Origin of the sequence: Streptomyces sp. NPDC088252 (assembly GCF_044740965.1) — a bacterium.
Classification (GTDB): domain Bacteria; phylum Actinomycetota; class Actinomycetes; order Streptomycetales; family Streptomycetaceae; genus Streptomyces.
The window spans coordinates 82,285-95,939 of sequence record NZ_JBIURS010000026.1; the positions used below are offsets into that span (position 1 = coordinate 82,285).

The following is a 13,655-nucleotide window of genomic DNA, read 5'->3' on the forward strand; positions in this document are numbered from 1 at the left end:
GCGGGTGTCTACGTAGTCTCTTTGAAGGTGCCTCAGAACGACTTTGGGGAGTCCTCCCGCCGCACCAATGCTTCCTAGGGCCAGGTGCGGCGGGAGGACTCCCCGGGGGTCGTGGTGGGTCTCATGCCCGGTAAGACACGCCGCTCACGTGAAGGTGAGAAAAGGCCACACCGACCAAGCACCACGCTACCAGCCAGCGTCGGCTGCGACGGCGCAAAGCTTCGCAAGGATGGTCTCGCTCCCCGGGTTCATGTCGAACTGGAGGAACGCCGACTCCAGTACACCCCCGAAGCCGTCGCTGGTGCTCAGCCGCTGCCATAGCGCATGCAGATGTGCGTACTCAGGTCTGTGAACTTGAAGCTCGTCGGGACCACCAGTTCGAATTCCCAGATGGTACGGGTCACGCCGTCTGCGTTCATGGTGATCAGCTCAGCGGTGTCAGGCCCAAGCTGCTGGAACTCGAAGTTGCTCACACGTCCCGCCTCTCCCCGAGGTACCGGCCGGTGTCCTCCATGGCCTGACGCTTGTGCGGATCGGTCGCCTGCTTCGGACCGTAGTCCCACCAGTCCGGCCTGTCCGGCACAGTGACGATCTTGATGCTCGATCGAGCCGTCTTCTTCCTGTCTGCCATCCCCTATTTCCCCTTACTCTCGTGCCCACAGCCCGTGCAGCGCAGATAGGGCCAGGCCTGTCCCGACGCCTTCACCTGCATGCCCGCCAGCGCCCCCGGTACCGCGACGAGCTTCACCACGAAGACCAACTGGGTGCTCTGGCAGTACTTGCAGAAGTTGTTGATCACCGGGTAGTCGACACCGACCTCCAACTCCTGCCAGCGTGCTACCAGTTCCTTGAGCTCGTGGCCCGACACTGTGCTGTCACTCGTGGCCCGCGCCATCCCCCTCTGCCCCCTTCAACATCTCCTCTACCTGGCGAATGTCTTCGAGCACCGTGCGGTGCAGGTCTGCGGCCCTTTGGTACTCGCGCTCAGCCTCGGCCCGCTGCTCGTCAGACATCGGCGGCACGGTGTCCTGTCCCATCGCCGCGCGCAGCCGGTCCGCATGGGCCGCCACCGTGGATGCTTCCCTCCGGGACGAACGGAGCAATTCTTCGAACTTTGCACGCTGCTCCGGGGACATGTTCTTCCTGTCATCTGTCATGCGCAGAGTATGCCGGTCTGACCACTCGCAGTCACCTTCGACCAACTGATTAAGTCCCCCTGCGTTACTGTCCCGGTATGCCCGATATGTAGCTACGTGGGACATCAGGGCGGATTAATTACAAAAAACTTTTTAAGGGTGGGGGGCGCTTCTTTGTCAAGTAAATTTGCAGATTATTTCGTGTGCCTTACACCACGGACACACCGGACATGCCGGGCAGAGGGTGAACCATAACACTCGTTATGGTGCCGAGGACCCTTAAATACCATGGCCAACCAAGCTAGCTGCCAACGATCACACGGACATGAGTAAAGTCAAGCAAACTGACGCATCAAAACCCAACACCCGCGTTACATGATCACTTGCCCACACGTAAATGCACTCGCGCCACCCGGAAAACACCACATAGTTAGCGAGACTTAGCAACTAATTACAGCGCCTAATTGAATATTTAGACGTGGTAATAAATCACGCCGACCGGAGGGCCGACCGCTCGCCCGGCGAGCACGGGCCACGCAGCACCGGCAGACAGCACCAGGCACCAGTAGCCAGCACCCTGGACAGCACCGAGGACGACACCCTTACCCCTCCCCCTCTCTCTAGGGGAGTGATGGCACCGCTCACCCTTCCCCCGAAAAATGGGCCCCGTGGCCCTGTGGGCCGCTTTCAGCCCCCGATTGGCACTAGGTACCGGGGCAGAGGATTAGGCGTCTCAGAACGGCGCGCAGCCGCTCGCATGCACATAACGGACACCATGGCGGCGATCTTGAGTTGCCCGCCACGGGGTGAGCGCACCAACCATGCAAACGCTGGACTTCAGGCGTACTTACCTTCACATCCATGCCCCAACACCATAACTGACCATGGATTCAAAGAACGGACATAAAGCCCAGACCACCCCTATAGCGGGACACGATAGGACTTGCCCCGGTGACCTAGGCGTTTGTCCTTATTTTCCAGGGCGAAACGGACACTAATGAGCAGTAACTTGACGTGTCGTCAGAAAGAATTTCAAGATCTTTTGAGAGCTACATAACCGCAGGTCAGAGGGCTTGATCACTTACGAACTTCATGATCATTCTTCAGGGGTTGTTGCACCTACGCGGGGGGCGTGACACAAAGGGACACGCAACACCGAACGACAGCACGACAGCACGAACCACCCGCCCAAACACGGGGTCTCGGGACAGCGGCGAAAGCCGGTACCGGGTGGAGATCGACTAGGGACTATCGCCCCTCCCGCTTTCACAGGGGGGAACAAGGGGAGTCGCTTTCAAAGGGCAAGGGATAGCCACGGGTTAGCGATCAATGGCGCAGACTGCCCGCACCGCGCGCAAGCGTGGATAAGCCGTGCATAGCCATTGGTCACCCCGTTGGGGCGCTTATGCAGGCGCCGTACTCAAGTCGGTCACACGTAGGGACGCTAAGACCTAGTCCGCCCCATAGGCATATGGGTGTAAGTGGCTAGCAGCGTTCGCTATGCATCCCCCGATTTTCGGGGGGTGTCCCCAATCCCCTAACCCCCCGCGTGGTCAAACGCGCGGGGGGTACTGGACAGAGTGAAGGGAAACGATCGTGACTAACGTCATTGGTCAAGCGGGCAAGGCGCCTAAGGGTGTGTCTACGGACCGCCACGGAGAGCAGGCAAAGGACATTGCCCCTGCCGCTCGTAAGCGTGGCAAGGGAACGGCTGATCTTGGCGAAAAGCGAGAAATCGTGATCATGATCGGCCACAAGGTCCCGTATCCGCTCATGGGTGACAGGCGCGCGCTCATTGCCCCCGGTTTCAAGGGGGGCACTAAGGGTGTGCGTAACCCGCGTATGTCCCGCGCTTTCGGCATCGTCGAATTCGCCGGACGTAAGTGCGTTCGTGTGCACGGTGGAACGGATGACTACGCGCAAGCGCAAGCCATTGCTGCCGCCGCCGCCCGTAAGGTTCACGCGTGGCTCAATCGCGAAATTCTGCGGACCGCCGCACGCGGTGGCGCGGTAATCGGTAAGGCTCTTCCCCCGGTCAAGGTCATTGACCGGACGGGCATTTACCCCGGACCCAAGCGTAATCGTGCGCCTAAGCGCGTCGACCTTACGCGCAGTGCTGGCAAGGTTTATTCGCGGGTCATGACGGACGCGGAGCGTGCCCAGCATGATCACGCGCGCTCGATTCAGACGGATGGTCGGTGTCCCGCGTGTGAGGGTACGAAGACAGCGCGCGTCAAGAATGCGCGTTGTGTCGCCGCGCCGGTTAGTGAGGCTGTCAAGGAAATGCGCGCGGAACTGAGCGCAACCGACCGCGCGGAGACTGCTAAGGCGAACGCCGATGCCATGACAGCGGCATTGCAGGAAGCATTCCAGGGCGAGTGAGCTAGGCGCCCAGCCCCGGTAAGGGTCAAGCCTTACCGGGGCACTGGCGTGCCCAATTTCGGGCATGCCTTGAAAGGGGTAAAGATCATGGGCATCAGTGAGTCATTCCAGACCGCTGAAAGAGAAGTGCGCCGGACCATCCGGGAAAGCGTGCGCATCATGCACCGAGAGTGTGTCGGTTCGTGTGCGGGGCGCGAAATTCTCGGCGCAAAGGCGTATGCCGTGGTCCTGTACAGCGGACCCCGTGCAGTTCGCGTGATTGCTGCGTCCAGTGACCTCGTGTACCTCTCCGGTGTGGCCGATGGCATCTACTACACCGGCGACTGCTCACTGATCGGTCTGGAATCCTGCGCAGAGCTTCCGACTCCTTTCGGAGTCCGGACAAGTCGATAGGGCGACTATAAACAGGCACTTAGGCCCTATGCGTTAGGCGCGGATCCGCCATGGGTTCGCGCCTAGGGTGCATGCGTCAATCCGACGCAAGGCATGAAAGGGGATCCGATCACATGACAGCGCAAAACGTGTACGTACACGCAACCGTCAAGGGGTTTCACCCCAACAATCGGTATCGCGTTGTTAATCAGCACACAGTCGCAGAGATTGGCTGGACGTCAGCCGCTGGGCTCTGGGGTCTCTCGGAATCCGAGAGGCAAGTTTGCCCGCTCCCGCTGGATAGTCCGTGCGGCTGTGATGTCGTACAGCGTTGACGGTGTTTGTTAGGTAAGTCCGTGCCCCGAATTCCGGGGAGGGTTCAACATCGGTTCGATTCCGACCACGGATGCGCACTCGCCCAATAATCCGGGGCGAGTGGAAAGGGGAAGCTTCAATGGATGACAAAAAGCGTCTCGACTTCCGCGCACTGTCCGTGAGTCGCGATCTGATGTGGCATGACGTCTCAGAGATCCCTTGGGACCATGTCCCGGTTCAGGGCACGGACGAATATGTCTACTCGGCGCGAGATGTGGCGGGCAAGGTACGGAACTTCACTGAGTTCTACACCCGAGAGCAGCGCACGTACGCCATGAGCCTGGAGAACTGGCTCATCCGGTATTCGCTTGCTCACACTCACCCGAGCTTGCGTAGCTAGTACGCTGAGGCACCCGAAATCCGTCAAGGCGGTACTACTCCGGTCGAGTCCGGAGCGGGTGCACTCACTCCCCCGAAATTCGGGTGGAGTGGAAAGGGGATGAAGAATGGAACCTACGTTCCGAGAGCTCGTCAACAACCGTGGGGAAACCTCATACGTGTACGGCAACGACCGTAAAGCGTATGAGTACATCCCTGCGCGTCCCGCTCCGGCGGGCTTGGATGTTTCCGATGATCCGGCGTGTGTCGTTATTCACTACGCACCCGGTACGCAACCCAATCCGGATGACTCTTACTGGGGTGATCCACGAGAATGCCCCGTGATCGGTGGTCCGTGCGTGAGTGATATCGGCTGGTCCATCGCTGAACACGTGATCCCCGGGCACGTCGAATCATCATTGCAGATGCTTTGGAACGCGTGATGGTGTGTCCGACAGACGGTTTCCATAGACGTACGGCGCAAAGCCACTGTCGGGCACTCACTCCCCCGAAATTCGGGGTGAGTTGGAAAGGGGAATGAAGCGATGGAACACCTTTACACTTCTTGGACTGTGAAGCGTGACGACGTGGCAAACCCCGTCACCTTCCACACCAACTCAAAGGCTGTTTCCTGGTGGGCGGCTGCACCTGGCAATGCGGAGTTGAACGAAAATATCAAGCGCATCGCATGTGGTATGGACACGCGAGGTTTCTGCGGACACTGCACCAACGGCATTCCGCTGGTTCCTCCGCTTCCCGCACGGTTGCCCGCATAGTCCGGCGGTGCACAACGGTTCCCGAAAGGGGGAGGTTCGATTCCTCCGGTGCACGCAACGTTTCCCGAATTACGGGAGACGTGAAAGGGGAGAGAATCATGGGATACATCAACGTCGGTGCGTACATCGATGGCGAGCGGCCGAAGACCAAGAAGGCGCTTACGGACGCTCTGGCGAACAACCCCGGGTCGGTTCGGTTCGATCGTACGTCCCCGCTGGACGGAAGCGACGGCAAGGCGATTGCCGGTGACGCCATCCCGGAGACGGACACGCTCACGGTGACCGGCCCGGACCCGTACACGTCGCGCAAGTGGTACGCCTCGGTGAAGCGGACGCCGACCGGCCCGAAGGTGATTCGGTAGCATCAACGGCCCTGGAGGTTAAGGCCTCCGCCCCGGTTCGAGTCCGGGCAGGGTACTCACTCCCCGAAATTCGGTGTGGAGTGGAAAGGGGAAAGAAATGTGGCTCCGCCCGAGGCGATACGCGTATCTGGCTCGGAAGTATTGGCGGAAAAACAAGTTCAAGCACTGGTGGGTCCTGCACGTCGTCGATGAGATCCGACACGACTGGAACCATCGGCACGGCGCATGCGCCTGGCATAAGGAAACGGGCGAATGTCCGGCATGCCAGGCACGCTAGCCGTCAACCCTGTGTGGAGATAGTGACCGGTTCGAATCCGGCGCAGGGTGCTCGCTCCCCCGATTTCCGGGCGGAGTGGAAAGGGGAATGGATATGGCATTGGGAACGCGCGCTCGGCGTATCAAGCGCATTCGGCGGGAACTGCCCATCCTCGAAGAGCTCGAAGAGTACACGCAGCAGGTTTACGCTGATGATCTCTTCACCTCTCAAGAGGGCTGGGACGCAACTCCGCTCTGGCTGGCTACGCCGTTCTCGCATCACCGGGATTCCGAGTTGCTCGATGAGTGCAACTGGGAGGTACTCAGTGAGAACCTTTCGGTAAAATTCCCCAGCACCGTCAAAGAAATGCGTTTCGGTGACTGGGGGCACGGATGGTACGAGCGGATTTACGTCCGCATCGACGACGCCGTGGCACTCCGGGAGGTTCAGAACTTCATCGGTGCGCTTTCTGACTCTGGCGTGCTTGATGACGAACGGTACTCCGAGGCGGAGACCAAGGAGCTGAAGGAGTACATCAGCAGCCAGCTCGGAGGCTACCCCGGCGACGATGATGACGAGTACTGCGCGCAGGTCAAGCAGTACCTGTTCGAAGCCCACAGCGTGAGCAGGGTCGACGACGTCGATCAGGCAATGATCAAGGAAGCCATCCGAACCGTCCCCCACCCCTACGACAGGTGGGACTATGGCGACGGTGAAGCGTGCTTCTACTGCGACCAGGAGCTGTCGGCTCCGTGCCATCCGCAACATCCCTAGGCCTGGTGGCCTCCGGCCCGGTTCGATTCCGGGCTAGGGCGCTCACTCCCCCGAAATTCGGGGTGGAGTGGAAAGGGGAGATGGAATGGCTAAAAGGGTGATCACGCTCGCGCCTGGCGACACCGTCGAGGTGCAGTACACCGATGCGCACGCGCATCTTCGCGAACGTCTGGATTTCCGCATTGTGCGGGAAGCCGAGTTGCGGGATTCGTGGCAGGCGCGCGGTGAGCGCCAGGGTGTCGCTGTACAGGAGGCAAAGATCCGGGTTCTTGAGGACGTAATCAAGGAGCTGGACCGAATCCAAGGAAGCACGCAGCCCTAGATGGTCCACGGGCCGGTTCGATTCCGGCCTAGGGTACAAACTCCCCCAAATTTCGGGGTGAGTGGAAAGGGGAATGGAAATGAACGATGCAGTCCGACTCACCACCACACCGGGATACATCGCGTGTGCGTGCTGTGGGGTCGACATCATCGGTGTGTCCGGCGACAAGTGCGGCGGGTGCAAGAACGGCGACGGTGAGGGTGCCGGTGAAGGCTGCGACATGACCACCACCTGGCACTGCTTCACCGCTCACTGTGACGGCTCCGGCTGCACATACCCGGGCGAGTGCGAGGAGAACGGCGACACGTTCCGCGACTACTACGCGCTCGATCGCGTCAAGGTCTTCGAAGCCGTCACCGGTAAGGAAGGTAGCGAAGGCACCGTGACGGTTGGCCGAATGGCCGACGGACGTGTCTGCGTCAAGCCCGACGGCTGGGACCACACAGTCAACATCAGCCCGATTTACGTAGCTCCGCTACAGCCCTAGAGACGTTAGATCTCCTTGCCCGGTGCAACTCCGGGCTAGGGCACAAACTCCCCCGAATTTCGGGCGGAGTGGAAAGGGGAAAAGGAATGCCAATGTGTATGCACAGCTCCACTGGTGCAGCGCGACACGACGACATGCGGGATGCCGACTATTCGGTGAACACCGAGGAATCGTCTGTCGCTTCTACGTGGTGCGTGGCGTGCGTGCTCGAATACATCGAGTGCGGCATGGGCGGCTGCTTGCAGTTCGTCACGAAGATCCGCGCCGTGGATGGCCCGGAGCATCAGCGGCTTGTCCGGGAGCTCGAAACTCTCGGTGTCAAGCTCGATCAGTCCTGATCAGTTCGGTGATCTCGCCGGGGTTCGATCCCCCGGCAGGACACAAACTCCCCCGAATTTCGGGTGAGTGGAAAGGGGATAATCACATGCCGTTGCAGCCGGATATGGCTCCGATGGAATGGATCTGCAAGCCGCTCAACCTGATCTTCAAGTGGTCCGGTGGCTCCTGCATTGAAGTCGGTCGTTACGAAGACTTTGCGGAGCGTCGGGTCTGGGATCAGTCGATCGGCGTCTACGACCACGCCTCCGGGAAGATCACGCTGGAGTCCACGTACGAGGCTTTCAAAGCCAAGTGCAAAGAGTGGATCCGCGACAACATCCCGGATATCACGGCTGAGCTCGTCCAAGACCTGGTGAACGGTGGATTCTGGAGCTCGAATATCGTGCTCTACCCCGAGCGTCAGGAATTGTTCATCCGCAGCAAGCTGGATCCGGAAGGGTGTGTCCTCGTAGCGTGCAGCATCGTGGCTGATCTGGTGGACGAGGATGACTACGACGAAGACGGCAATATTACTGAGGCAGACGCTCAGCGAATTGCCGACAAGCTGAATGCAAGCGATGAGACTTTCAGCAGCGTATACGGCTGATCCTCACCCACTCCCTTGCATTTTCGGGCGGGGCACTCGGTTCGAGTCCGAGAGTGGGACCATGCGGATGAACGATCCGCAGTTGGAAAGGGGATATGAGATGGCGAAAGAATTCAGTGCCGAAGAAGTCATCGCCACCCTGCGCGAATGGGGTGGTACGGACGACTCCCCGGAAGCGTTTGCTTGGTTGTGGGAGACCACGAAGAAGATGAACATGTGGCTCCAGCGAGGCGATGGCATCGCGATCTATGAAAATCAGGATCTCTGCCACTCCGAGCTGGGTGACAAGAAGTTCACTTCTTTCGGGTCCACCGACGCTCAGTTGGTGGCCAGCACTCCGCCGGAGATCCTGCCCGATGGAGTCGGCGGCACCATCAACTGGCGGTACACGCTCATCGGCACCTACAAGGGCGATCCGTTGAGTATCTGACGTCCGTCAGCCTGTCTGAGTATGACTCCGCCGGTTCGTGACCGGAGGCAGGCACTCACTCCCCCCGAAATACGGTGTGGAGTGGAAAGGGGATGTCGTGAAGGAGCTTCCTTCCAAAATCAATGGGTACCCGGTTATGGCTGCCGTGCGCACTCCGTCCGGTAAAGGTGAGCACGTCGATCAGGGCGTGGTCATCGTGGTTGATCACGATGGAGAGTTCAACGCCGGGACCAAAAACCAGTTCATCGTCTGGTACATTGCGTCGAATCCAAACGTCGAGTGCGGCGCGTGGCAGGCAATGAACGGACGCTACGGCCTTACGTGGTCCCGCGCTCTGGAAGTATTCGGCGAGCGCATGAAGAGCAACGAGGACGTCCCGTGGGACCGAGTCTTCAGCCCCCATAAGCCCTGATCATTTGGTGATCTTGCCGGGTTCGACTCCCGGCAGGGCGCTCGGTATTTCAGATACCGGAAAGGGGAGAACATGTTCACTGACCTTGCGGTCAAGGTGAGGCTCCTCACCAGGACATGCGGCGTGTGCAACGAAACCGTCGAAATCGTATGGGTGCCCAACGAGATTGCCCGGGTATCCGGCGGTACGACATGGCGCATGGCCGACAAACAGCGAAAGGACTGGTGGGCCGACCACCAGAAGTCATGCCGTGGTGCCTGAACATTCAGCCCTGATCCGACACGGTCGGACAGCCGGAGCGAGACCGGTACAGGGCGCCATGCCCCCGGAAATTCGGGTGCAGTAGGAAAGGGGAGAGTAGTGAGCGAGAACACCGAGGCTCAGGACAAGTCGATCACGTTCGAACTGACCGTGACGCCGTCCGATAAGTGCCTCCAGGACATCTTCCACACCGCTCTGGAGGGCGGCATCGGCTACTGGTCGACGTGCTCCGAGTACAAGCGGGAGGGCCTGGCGCCGTCCGAGGTGTACGCCGTCATCCACGACTCGGAGGACGATGACAAGGAGTACCGGATCACGATCGAGACGATCCGCCAGGGCCTCCGCAAGATCGTCTCCCACGAGGTGAAGTACAACGTGGGCGAGGACGAGGCCGTGCAGAACCTGGCGGTCGGGATCCTCACCGAGGAGGACTACGACTACGACGCGGGCGATGCCGACAACATCGTTCAGGCGGGTCTCTTCGGTGAGCTCGTCTACGGCTGACACACAGCCCTGCTGGGGCCCCGAATCCGGGGCGGTGGGTTCGACTCCCACCCAGGGCGCGAGAGGCTGTCACAGCCTCCCACTAGGCTGCGTGCCTAGGTTTGGAAAGGGGAGAGAGATGCAGGTAGAGCAGGGCGGTATGTACGCCTTCCGCGACCACCACATGGTCTTCCTGCCTCCGGCGCAGGTTCTCAGTACTGATGAGTGGTACTGGTTCCACGACGTCTACAGCAGGCCTCGGGAGCGGTACCCGGTCCGTCTGGGCGGGCTCCCGTACATCAGCAAGGAGCTCGGCTACGTCCGAGGTTCGAAGCCGGTGGCCAGCCAGTACGACAAGCGCGGCGTGCCGGTGGTCCGGCCCAAGCTCACGATGGACCCGCACATCGTCAAGGGTCTGCACGCCGTGCAGCTCTTCGGTGACCTCACGCCGCCGGATCTGTCCGGCGAGGATGCCGTGGAGGCGCTGGTCCTGTTCGAGGCCAGTCTTCCGCCCGAGCTGATCGTGGACGTGATCGCGACCGAGTGGTGTGAGTACACCTGGTCCGACTACGTTCCGCGTGCGCGGGAGCAGTGGCGCCGCAGTCCGAACAGGGAGAACTACGAGAAGTACATGTCTCCCGCAAACCGTGCGCGGTCGGCGAGGTTCTTGGCTGAGGCGTAACAACCCCAGGTCTGGTGACCTTCATCCGGGTTCGATCCCCGGATGGGGTGCGAGGGGGATGGTCCGACCCCCAAATTTCGGGCCGCTGGAAAAGGGGATAGAAATATGACGATCCGGGATGACAAGCTCCACGAGCTGCACACCCTGAACGCCGAATACAAGGCGATCGTCGGCGACGTGGCGTACCTGTACGCCACGTCGCCGGGTGAGGGCGCCGAGTACTTCGTATTCTCGGGTCCGCTGCCGGAGCACGACAAGAAGGTGTCGGGCATCGACAACGCCATCATGCTCATGAGGCAGCGGCTTGCCGAGGCGGAGAAGAACGCGGCGGAGTCCGGGAGCTAACACTCTTCCCAGGGCGCCTGCTACGAACGGAGCTATGGCATACACCCTGGAAGAGAAGCGCAGATACCAACGCGAGTGGTTCGCCCGTAGACGTCGTGAATGGTTCGAAGCCCACGGCCCGTGCATATGGTGCGGGTCCTGGGAAGACCTAGAGCTGGACCATATCGACCCCAGGACTAAGGTGACGGCCAACATATGGAGCTGGTCCGAAGTCCGGCGGGCCGAGGAACTCGCGAAGTGCCAGCCGCTCTGCACGGAGTGTCACAAGGCCAAGAGTGCGGTCGAGCAAGGCACAAAGCTTCGTCGCCGTGTCACTTGCAAGAAGGGACATGACTACAAGGCGACAGGCGCCACATTCGAGAAGAACGGACGTATTCGGTGTATGGAGTGCAGACGGATACGACGCCGTAAGGGGGCTAGGTAGACCGCTCACGCGGTTCCGGGTTCGATTCCCGGACACTCGCCATGCGGAGCCATCCGCAGATGGAAAGGGGAAAGCATGAAAATCGGTATGCCGGACTGGCCGAAGCTGGAAAAGCCCGTTGTCGTCGAGGTCGACGGCTTCTGGGCGACGTGGCACGGCGGCGAGTACATCGATGTTTACCGCAGCGAGACTGGGGCCCAAGCGGACGCCCGGGGCGAAAACCCGCCCGACGGACACAACGCTGTCGCCCCGATCAACACGACGGGCGACGAGTTCGACCCCGAGACCGAGGACCCGGAAGACTACGTGCGCACCGAACTGCGGGGCTGGATTCGCAGTGAGGGTCAGTACTACTGATGCAAGAACCCCGGCCGTAATCAAGCGGCTCCCATGTGCAATGCATGGGCGGGGGCTGGGCTGATCCGATTGCCCCGAAAATCGGATGCTGAAAGGGGATGAGAAGTATGGATCCGGTCCTGTCGGAGATCGACAAGGAGATCGCGGAGCTTCAGGCGAAGCGCGAGCGTCGCGAAGCGGAACTCGAAGACCCGACGCGCATGAAGATTAGCGAGCTCTACACCACCCTCTTTGAGACGCTCAGTGCGCTGGACAACCTGGGTGAGGACCTGACCAACGGCGAAGGGCAAGCCCTGTACATCGAAGGAAAGACGTTCATCGTGAGTTACGACGGCGTCAGGGAAAAGCGGTAGAGAAAGCCCCGCTAGGTGCGGTAGGAGCGTTGCAAATGCGCTCCGGGGCGCTCACTCCCCCGAAATTCGGTGTGGAGTTGAAAGGGGATGGAATGACGTACACGGCTGACCAATGGCGTGAGGCGCTGGAGGAGGCCTCTGGGCACTCCTTCGACGACGTGGACGTTGCTGAGAATGTTGGTCCCATCGGCACTGCATTGGTGCACGCGTGGGACAAGTTCGGCCACGACGAGGAAGCGGTCACGGCGGCCATCGAGGCTGGTTCTAAGGAGCTGGACTCCTGGGACGTCGACTGGTTCACGAAGCTCGTGGAAGGCGGAGTCGTCCGCTACGACGACTTCGATGAGGCGTTCCAGAACTACTTGGACGACCACTACGACGGCATCCAAGTGAGGTGGCTCAACGATGAGGGCCGCAAGGCGTTGGAGGACGGCGTCACACGCGAGTCCGAAATCTGGGTAGAGGAAGACTCCCTCTCTGGCATCTACGTCTTCAACAAACCGCGCTGATGGTCGCAGGGAGGTTCGACTCCTCCCAGCGCACGCGGCCCGATTTCCGGGCCCGAGAAAAGGGGATAAGGAAATGGCGCAGACGATTGATATCACGCCGCACGTCAACCCGGAGTTCCCGCTCCAGCTGATCTCCGCGTCCCTTGGGATGTGGGAGATCACGAAGGAGAACTGGGGCGAGTTCTACGTCCGTGTCAAGATCATGGAGCTCAAATGCGGTGGCGCTTTCTTCAAAGACTCGGAGACCGGCGAGGACGTTCTCGTGACGCCGGAAATGGCCAAGGAGCACATCGGCATGCCGGTCCGAAGCAAGAACGAGGAGCGTAACGAGTGGCTTCTCCGAATCTTCGGCGGCAAGGCGCGGGAGCTGGAGTACAAGGTCGAGCAGTTCGACCCCAGCGTTGAGTTCCCTAGGGACGACGCGGACGACGAGCTGTAGTTTGGCAGCCCCGAGGACTCAACAGGGAGTCTTTCCGGTTCGAATCCGGCTCGGGGTGCTGGTTCGTAAGGACCTGGAAAGGGGAGAAGAAAGTGCAATACACGGTCGCACTGCCTGACGGTTTCGTGAACTGGTTCGCGGGAACGGGACTGGCGCAGGGTACGGATGACAGCGATCCGGAGTGCAAGGAGACGCGGCTCGCCTATAAGGCCGGAGAATCCCAGGAAGTCGATGGTGAGTACTACCTCGCCGTGACGGGCTCTGCCACAGTCATGCGGCTCCTTCGCGAATATGCGAATTACTGCATCATCGCGAACACTGACGATTCCGTCGTAAGTGAAGTCGCAGGCGCCGAAGCGGTTCTCAAGCAGATCGCGGAACTGAACATCTGAACGTCAGCTCCGAGGGCTCAACAGGGAGTCTTTAGCCGGTTCGATTCCGGGTCGGAGTGCCATGCTTTCCGAAATTGGGAGGC

At 60.3% G+C, this 13,655-nt stretch carries 23 protein-coding genes; 19 read left to right on the forward strand and 4 right to left on the reverse strand.

Translation table 11 applies throughout. The features are described from left to right. Positions 1-305: 305 nt before the first annotated feature. Genes ACIOHC_RS36200 through ACIOHC_RS36215 form a run of 4 tightly spaced genes read right to left on the reverse strand, consistent with a single transcriptional unit; the run spans position 306 to position 1,157 of the window. On the reverse strand, positions 306-473 hold the full coding sequence (locus ACIOHC_RS36200) for a hypothetical protein (protein WP_401845801.1): 168 nt from the start codon (positions 471-473) through the stop codon (positions 306-308). After that, a complete protein-coding gene (locus ACIOHC_RS36205) occupies positions 470-631 on the reverse strand; it encodes a hypothetical protein (RefSeq protein WP_401845804.1) in 162 nt (53 codons plus the stop codon). The genes ACIOHC_RS36200 and ACIOHC_RS36205 overlap by 4 nt, the downstream gene beginning before the upstream one ends. Positions 632-634: 3 nt before the next feature. Then, entirely contained in the window at positions 635-895 is a 261-nt protein-coding gene (locus ACIOHC_RS36210; RefSeq protein ID WP_401845807.1) for a hypothetical protein, read from the reverse strand. After that, entirely contained in the window at positions 876-1,157 is a 282-nt protein-coding gene (locus tag ACIOHC_RS36215) for a hypothetical protein (protein WP_401845808.1), read from the reverse strand. Before ACIOHC_RS36215 ends, ACIOHC_RS36210 begins: the two co-directional genes overlap by 20 nt. 1,575 nt (positions 1,158-2,732) lie before the next feature. Between ACIOHC_RS36215 and ACIOHC_RS36220 the strand changes: the two genes are divergently transcribed. From ACIOHC_RS36220 to ACIOHC_RS36310, 19 genes are all read left to right on the forward strand, one after another. Then, positions 2,733-3,518, forward strand: coding sequence for a hypothetical protein (locus ACIOHC_RS36220; RefSeq protein WP_401845811.1), 786 nt, complete (start codon positions 2,733-2,735; stop codon positions 3,516-3,518). 826 nt (positions 3,519-4,344) lie between these two features. Further along, positions 4,345-4,605, forward strand: coding sequence for a hypothetical protein (locus tag ACIOHC_RS36225; RefSeq protein ID WP_401845814.1), 261 nt, complete (start codon positions 4,345-4,347; stop codon positions 4,603-4,605). Between the two features lie 852 nt (positions 4,606-5,457). Then, entirely contained in the window at positions 5,458-5,721 is a 264-nt protein-coding gene (locus ACIOHC_RS36230; protein ID WP_401845816.1) for a hypothetical protein, read from the forward strand. Between the two features lie 370 nt (positions 5,722-6,091). Beyond that, entirely contained in the window at positions 6,092-6,751 is a 660-nt protein-coding gene (locus tag ACIOHC_RS36235; protein WP_401845818.1) for a hypothetical protein, read from the forward strand. Between the two features lie 97 nt (positions 6,752-6,848). Next, positions 6,849-7,073 carry a hypothetical protein gene (locus ACIOHC_RS36240; protein WP_401845820.1) on the forward strand — a complete coding sequence of 75 codons (225 nt, stop codon included), beginning with the start codon at positions 6,849-6,851 and terminating at the stop codon, positions 7,071-7,073. 79 nt (positions 7,074-7,152) lie between these two features. Continuing rightward, positions 7,153-7,560 (forward strand): hypothetical protein, encoded by a 408-nt coding sequence (locus ACIOHC_RS36245; protein WP_401845823.1) that lies wholly within the window; start codon positions 7,153-7,155, stop codon positions 7,558-7,560. A gap of 98 nt (positions 7,561-7,658) precedes the next feature. Next, positions 7,659-7,898, forward strand: coding sequence for a hypothetical protein (locus ACIOHC_RS36250; RefSeq protein WP_401845826.1), 240 nt, complete (start codon positions 7,659-7,661; stop codon positions 7,896-7,898). Between the two features lie 86 nt (positions 7,899-7,984). Next, positions 7,985-8,485: a hypothetical protein gene (locus tag ACIOHC_RS36255; protein WP_401845829.1), complete on the forward strand. Its 501-nt coding sequence runs from the start codon at positions 7,985-7,987 to the stop codon at positions 8,483-8,485. Positions 8,486-8,546: 61 nt separating this feature from the next. Further along, positions 8,547-8,915, forward strand: a complete 369-nt coding sequence (locus ACIOHC_RS36260; protein ID WP_401845831.1) for a hypothetical protein — start codon at positions 8,547-8,549, stop codon at positions 8,913-8,915. 97 nt (positions 8,916-9,012) lie between these two features. Then, positions 9,013-9,327 (forward strand): hypothetical protein, encoded by a 315-nt coding sequence (locus ACIOHC_RS36265; protein WP_401845833.1) that lies wholly within the window; start codon positions 9,013-9,015, stop codon positions 9,325-9,327. Positions 9,328-9,399: 72 nt separating this feature from the next. Further along, the gene (locus ACIOHC_RS36270) at positions 9,400-9,588 is read left to right on the forward strand and encodes a hypothetical protein (protein ID WP_401845835.1); all 189 of its coding nucleotides are present in this window, start codon (positions 9,400-9,402) and stop codon (positions 9,586-9,588) included. Positions 9,589-9,687: 99 nt separating this feature from the next. Then, complete coding sequence (locus ACIOHC_RS36275; RefSeq protein WP_401845838.1) at positions 9,688-10,092, forward strand: hypothetical protein; 405 nt, start codon at positions 9,688-9,690, stop codon at positions 10,090-10,092. 118 nt (positions 10,093-10,210) lie between these two features. Continuing rightward, positions 10,211-10,753 (forward strand): hypothetical protein, encoded by a 543-nt coding sequence (locus tag ACIOHC_RS36280; RefSeq protein WP_401845841.1) that lies wholly within the window; start codon positions 10,211-10,213, stop codon positions 10,751-10,753. A gap of 105 nt (positions 10,754-10,858) precedes the next feature. Further along, the gene (locus ACIOHC_RS36285) at positions 10,859-11,098 is read left to right on the forward strand and encodes a hypothetical protein (RefSeq protein WP_401845844.1); all 240 of its coding nucleotides are present in this window, start codon (positions 10,859-10,861) and stop codon (positions 11,096-11,098) included. A gap of 499 nt (positions 11,099-11,597) precedes the next feature. Further along, positions 11,598-11,879 carry a hypothetical protein gene (locus tag ACIOHC_RS36290; protein ID WP_401845846.1) on the forward strand — a complete coding sequence of 94 codons (282 nt, stop codon included), beginning with the start codon at positions 11,598-11,600 and terminating at the stop codon, positions 11,877-11,879. Between the two features lie 107 nt (positions 11,880-11,986). Next, a complete protein-coding gene (locus ACIOHC_RS36295; RefSeq protein WP_401845849.1) occupies positions 11,987-12,232 on the forward strand; it encodes a hypothetical protein in 246 nt (81 codons plus the stop codon). Positions 12,233-12,324: 92 nt separating this feature from the next. Then, a complete protein-coding gene (locus ACIOHC_RS36300; protein ID WP_401845851.1) occupies positions 12,325-12,741 on the forward strand; it encodes a hypothetical protein in 417 nt (138 codons plus the stop codon). A gap of 73 nt (positions 12,742-12,814) precedes the next feature. Further along, on the forward strand, positions 12,815-13,180 hold the full coding sequence (locus tag ACIOHC_RS36305; RefSeq protein WP_401845854.1) for a hypothetical protein: 366 nt from the start codon (positions 12,815-12,817) through the stop codon (positions 13,178-13,180). A 92-nt stretch (positions 13,181-13,272) separates the two neighbouring features. Then, complete coding sequence (locus ACIOHC_RS36310; protein WP_401845857.1) at positions 13,273-13,572, forward strand: hypothetical protein; 300 nt, start codon at positions 13,273-13,275, stop codon at positions 13,570-13,572. Positions 13,573-13,655: the final 83 nt, after the last annotated feature.

What these genes read in the sequence shown, in the direction of transcription:
- ACIOHC_RS36205 (WP_401845804.1), bottom strand. Translation starts at nt 631, where the DNA reads ATGGCAGACAGGAAGAAGACGGCTCGATCGAGCATCAAGATCGTCACT.
- ACIOHC_RS36210 (WP_401845807.1), bottom strand. Translation starts at nt 895, where the DNA reads ATGGCGCGGGCCACGAGTGACAGCACAGTGTCGGGCCACGAGCTCAAG.
- ACIOHC_RS36215 (WP_401845808.1), bottom strand. Translation starts at nt 1,157, where the DNA reads ATGACAGATGACAGGAAGAACATGTCCCCGGAGCAGCGTGCAAAGTTC.
- ACIOHC_RS36225 (WP_401845814.1), top strand. Translation starts at nt 4,345, where the DNA reads ATGGATGACAAAAAGCGTCTCGACTTCCGCGCACTGTCCGTGAGTCGC.
- ACIOHC_RS36230 (WP_401845816.1), top strand. Translation starts at nt 5,458, where the DNA reads ATGGGATACATCAACGTCGGTGCGTACATCGATGGCGAGCGGCCGAAG.
- ACIOHC_RS36235 (WP_401845818.1), top strand. Translation starts at nt 6,092, where the DNA reads ATGGCATTGGGAACGCGCGCTCGGCGTATCAAGCGCATTCGGCGGGAA.
- ACIOHC_RS36245 (WP_401845823.1), top strand. Translation starts at nt 7,153, where the DNA reads ATGAACGATGCAGTCCGACTCACCACCACACCGGGATACATCGCGTGT.
- ACIOHC_RS36250 (WP_401845826.1), top strand. Translation starts at nt 7,659, where the DNA reads ATGCACAGCTCCACTGGTGCAGCGCGACACGACGACATGCGGGATGCC.
- ACIOHC_RS36255 (WP_401845829.1), top strand. Translation starts at nt 7,985, where the DNA reads ATGCCGTTGCAGCCGGATATGGCTCCGATGGAATGGATCTGCAAGCCG.
- ACIOHC_RS36260 (WP_401845831.1), top strand. Translation starts at nt 8,547, where the DNA reads ATGCGGATGAACGATCCGCAGTTGGAAAGGGGATATGAGATGGCGAAA.
- ACIOHC_RS36270 (WP_401845835.1), top strand. Translation starts at nt 9,400, where the DNA reads ATGTTCACTGACCTTGCGGTCAAGGTGAGGCTCCTCACCAGGACATGC.
- ACIOHC_RS36280 (WP_401845841.1), top strand. Translation starts at nt 10,211, where the DNA reads ATGCAGGTAGAGCAGGGCGGTATGTACGCCTTCCGCGACCACCACATG.
- ACIOHC_RS36285 (WP_401845844.1), top strand. Translation starts at nt 10,859, where the DNA reads ATGACGATCCGGGATGACAAGCTCCACGAGCTGCACACCCTGAACGCC.
- ACIOHC_RS36290 (WP_401845846.1), top strand. Translation starts at nt 11,598, where the DNA reads ATGAAAATCGGTATGCCGGACTGGCCGAAGCTGGAAAAGCCCGTTGTC.
- ACIOHC_RS36295 (WP_401845849.1), top strand. Translation starts at nt 11,987, where the DNA reads ATGGATCCGGTCCTGTCGGAGATCGACAAGGAGATCGCGGAGCTTCAG.
- ACIOHC_RS36300 (WP_401845851.1), top strand. Translation starts at nt 12,325, where the DNA reads ATGACGTACACGGCTGACCAATGGCGTGAGGCGCTGGAGGAGGCCTCT.
- ACIOHC_RS36305 (WP_401845854.1), top strand. Translation starts at nt 12,815, where the DNA reads ATGGCGCAGACGATTGATATCACGCCGCACGTCAACCCGGAGTTCCCG.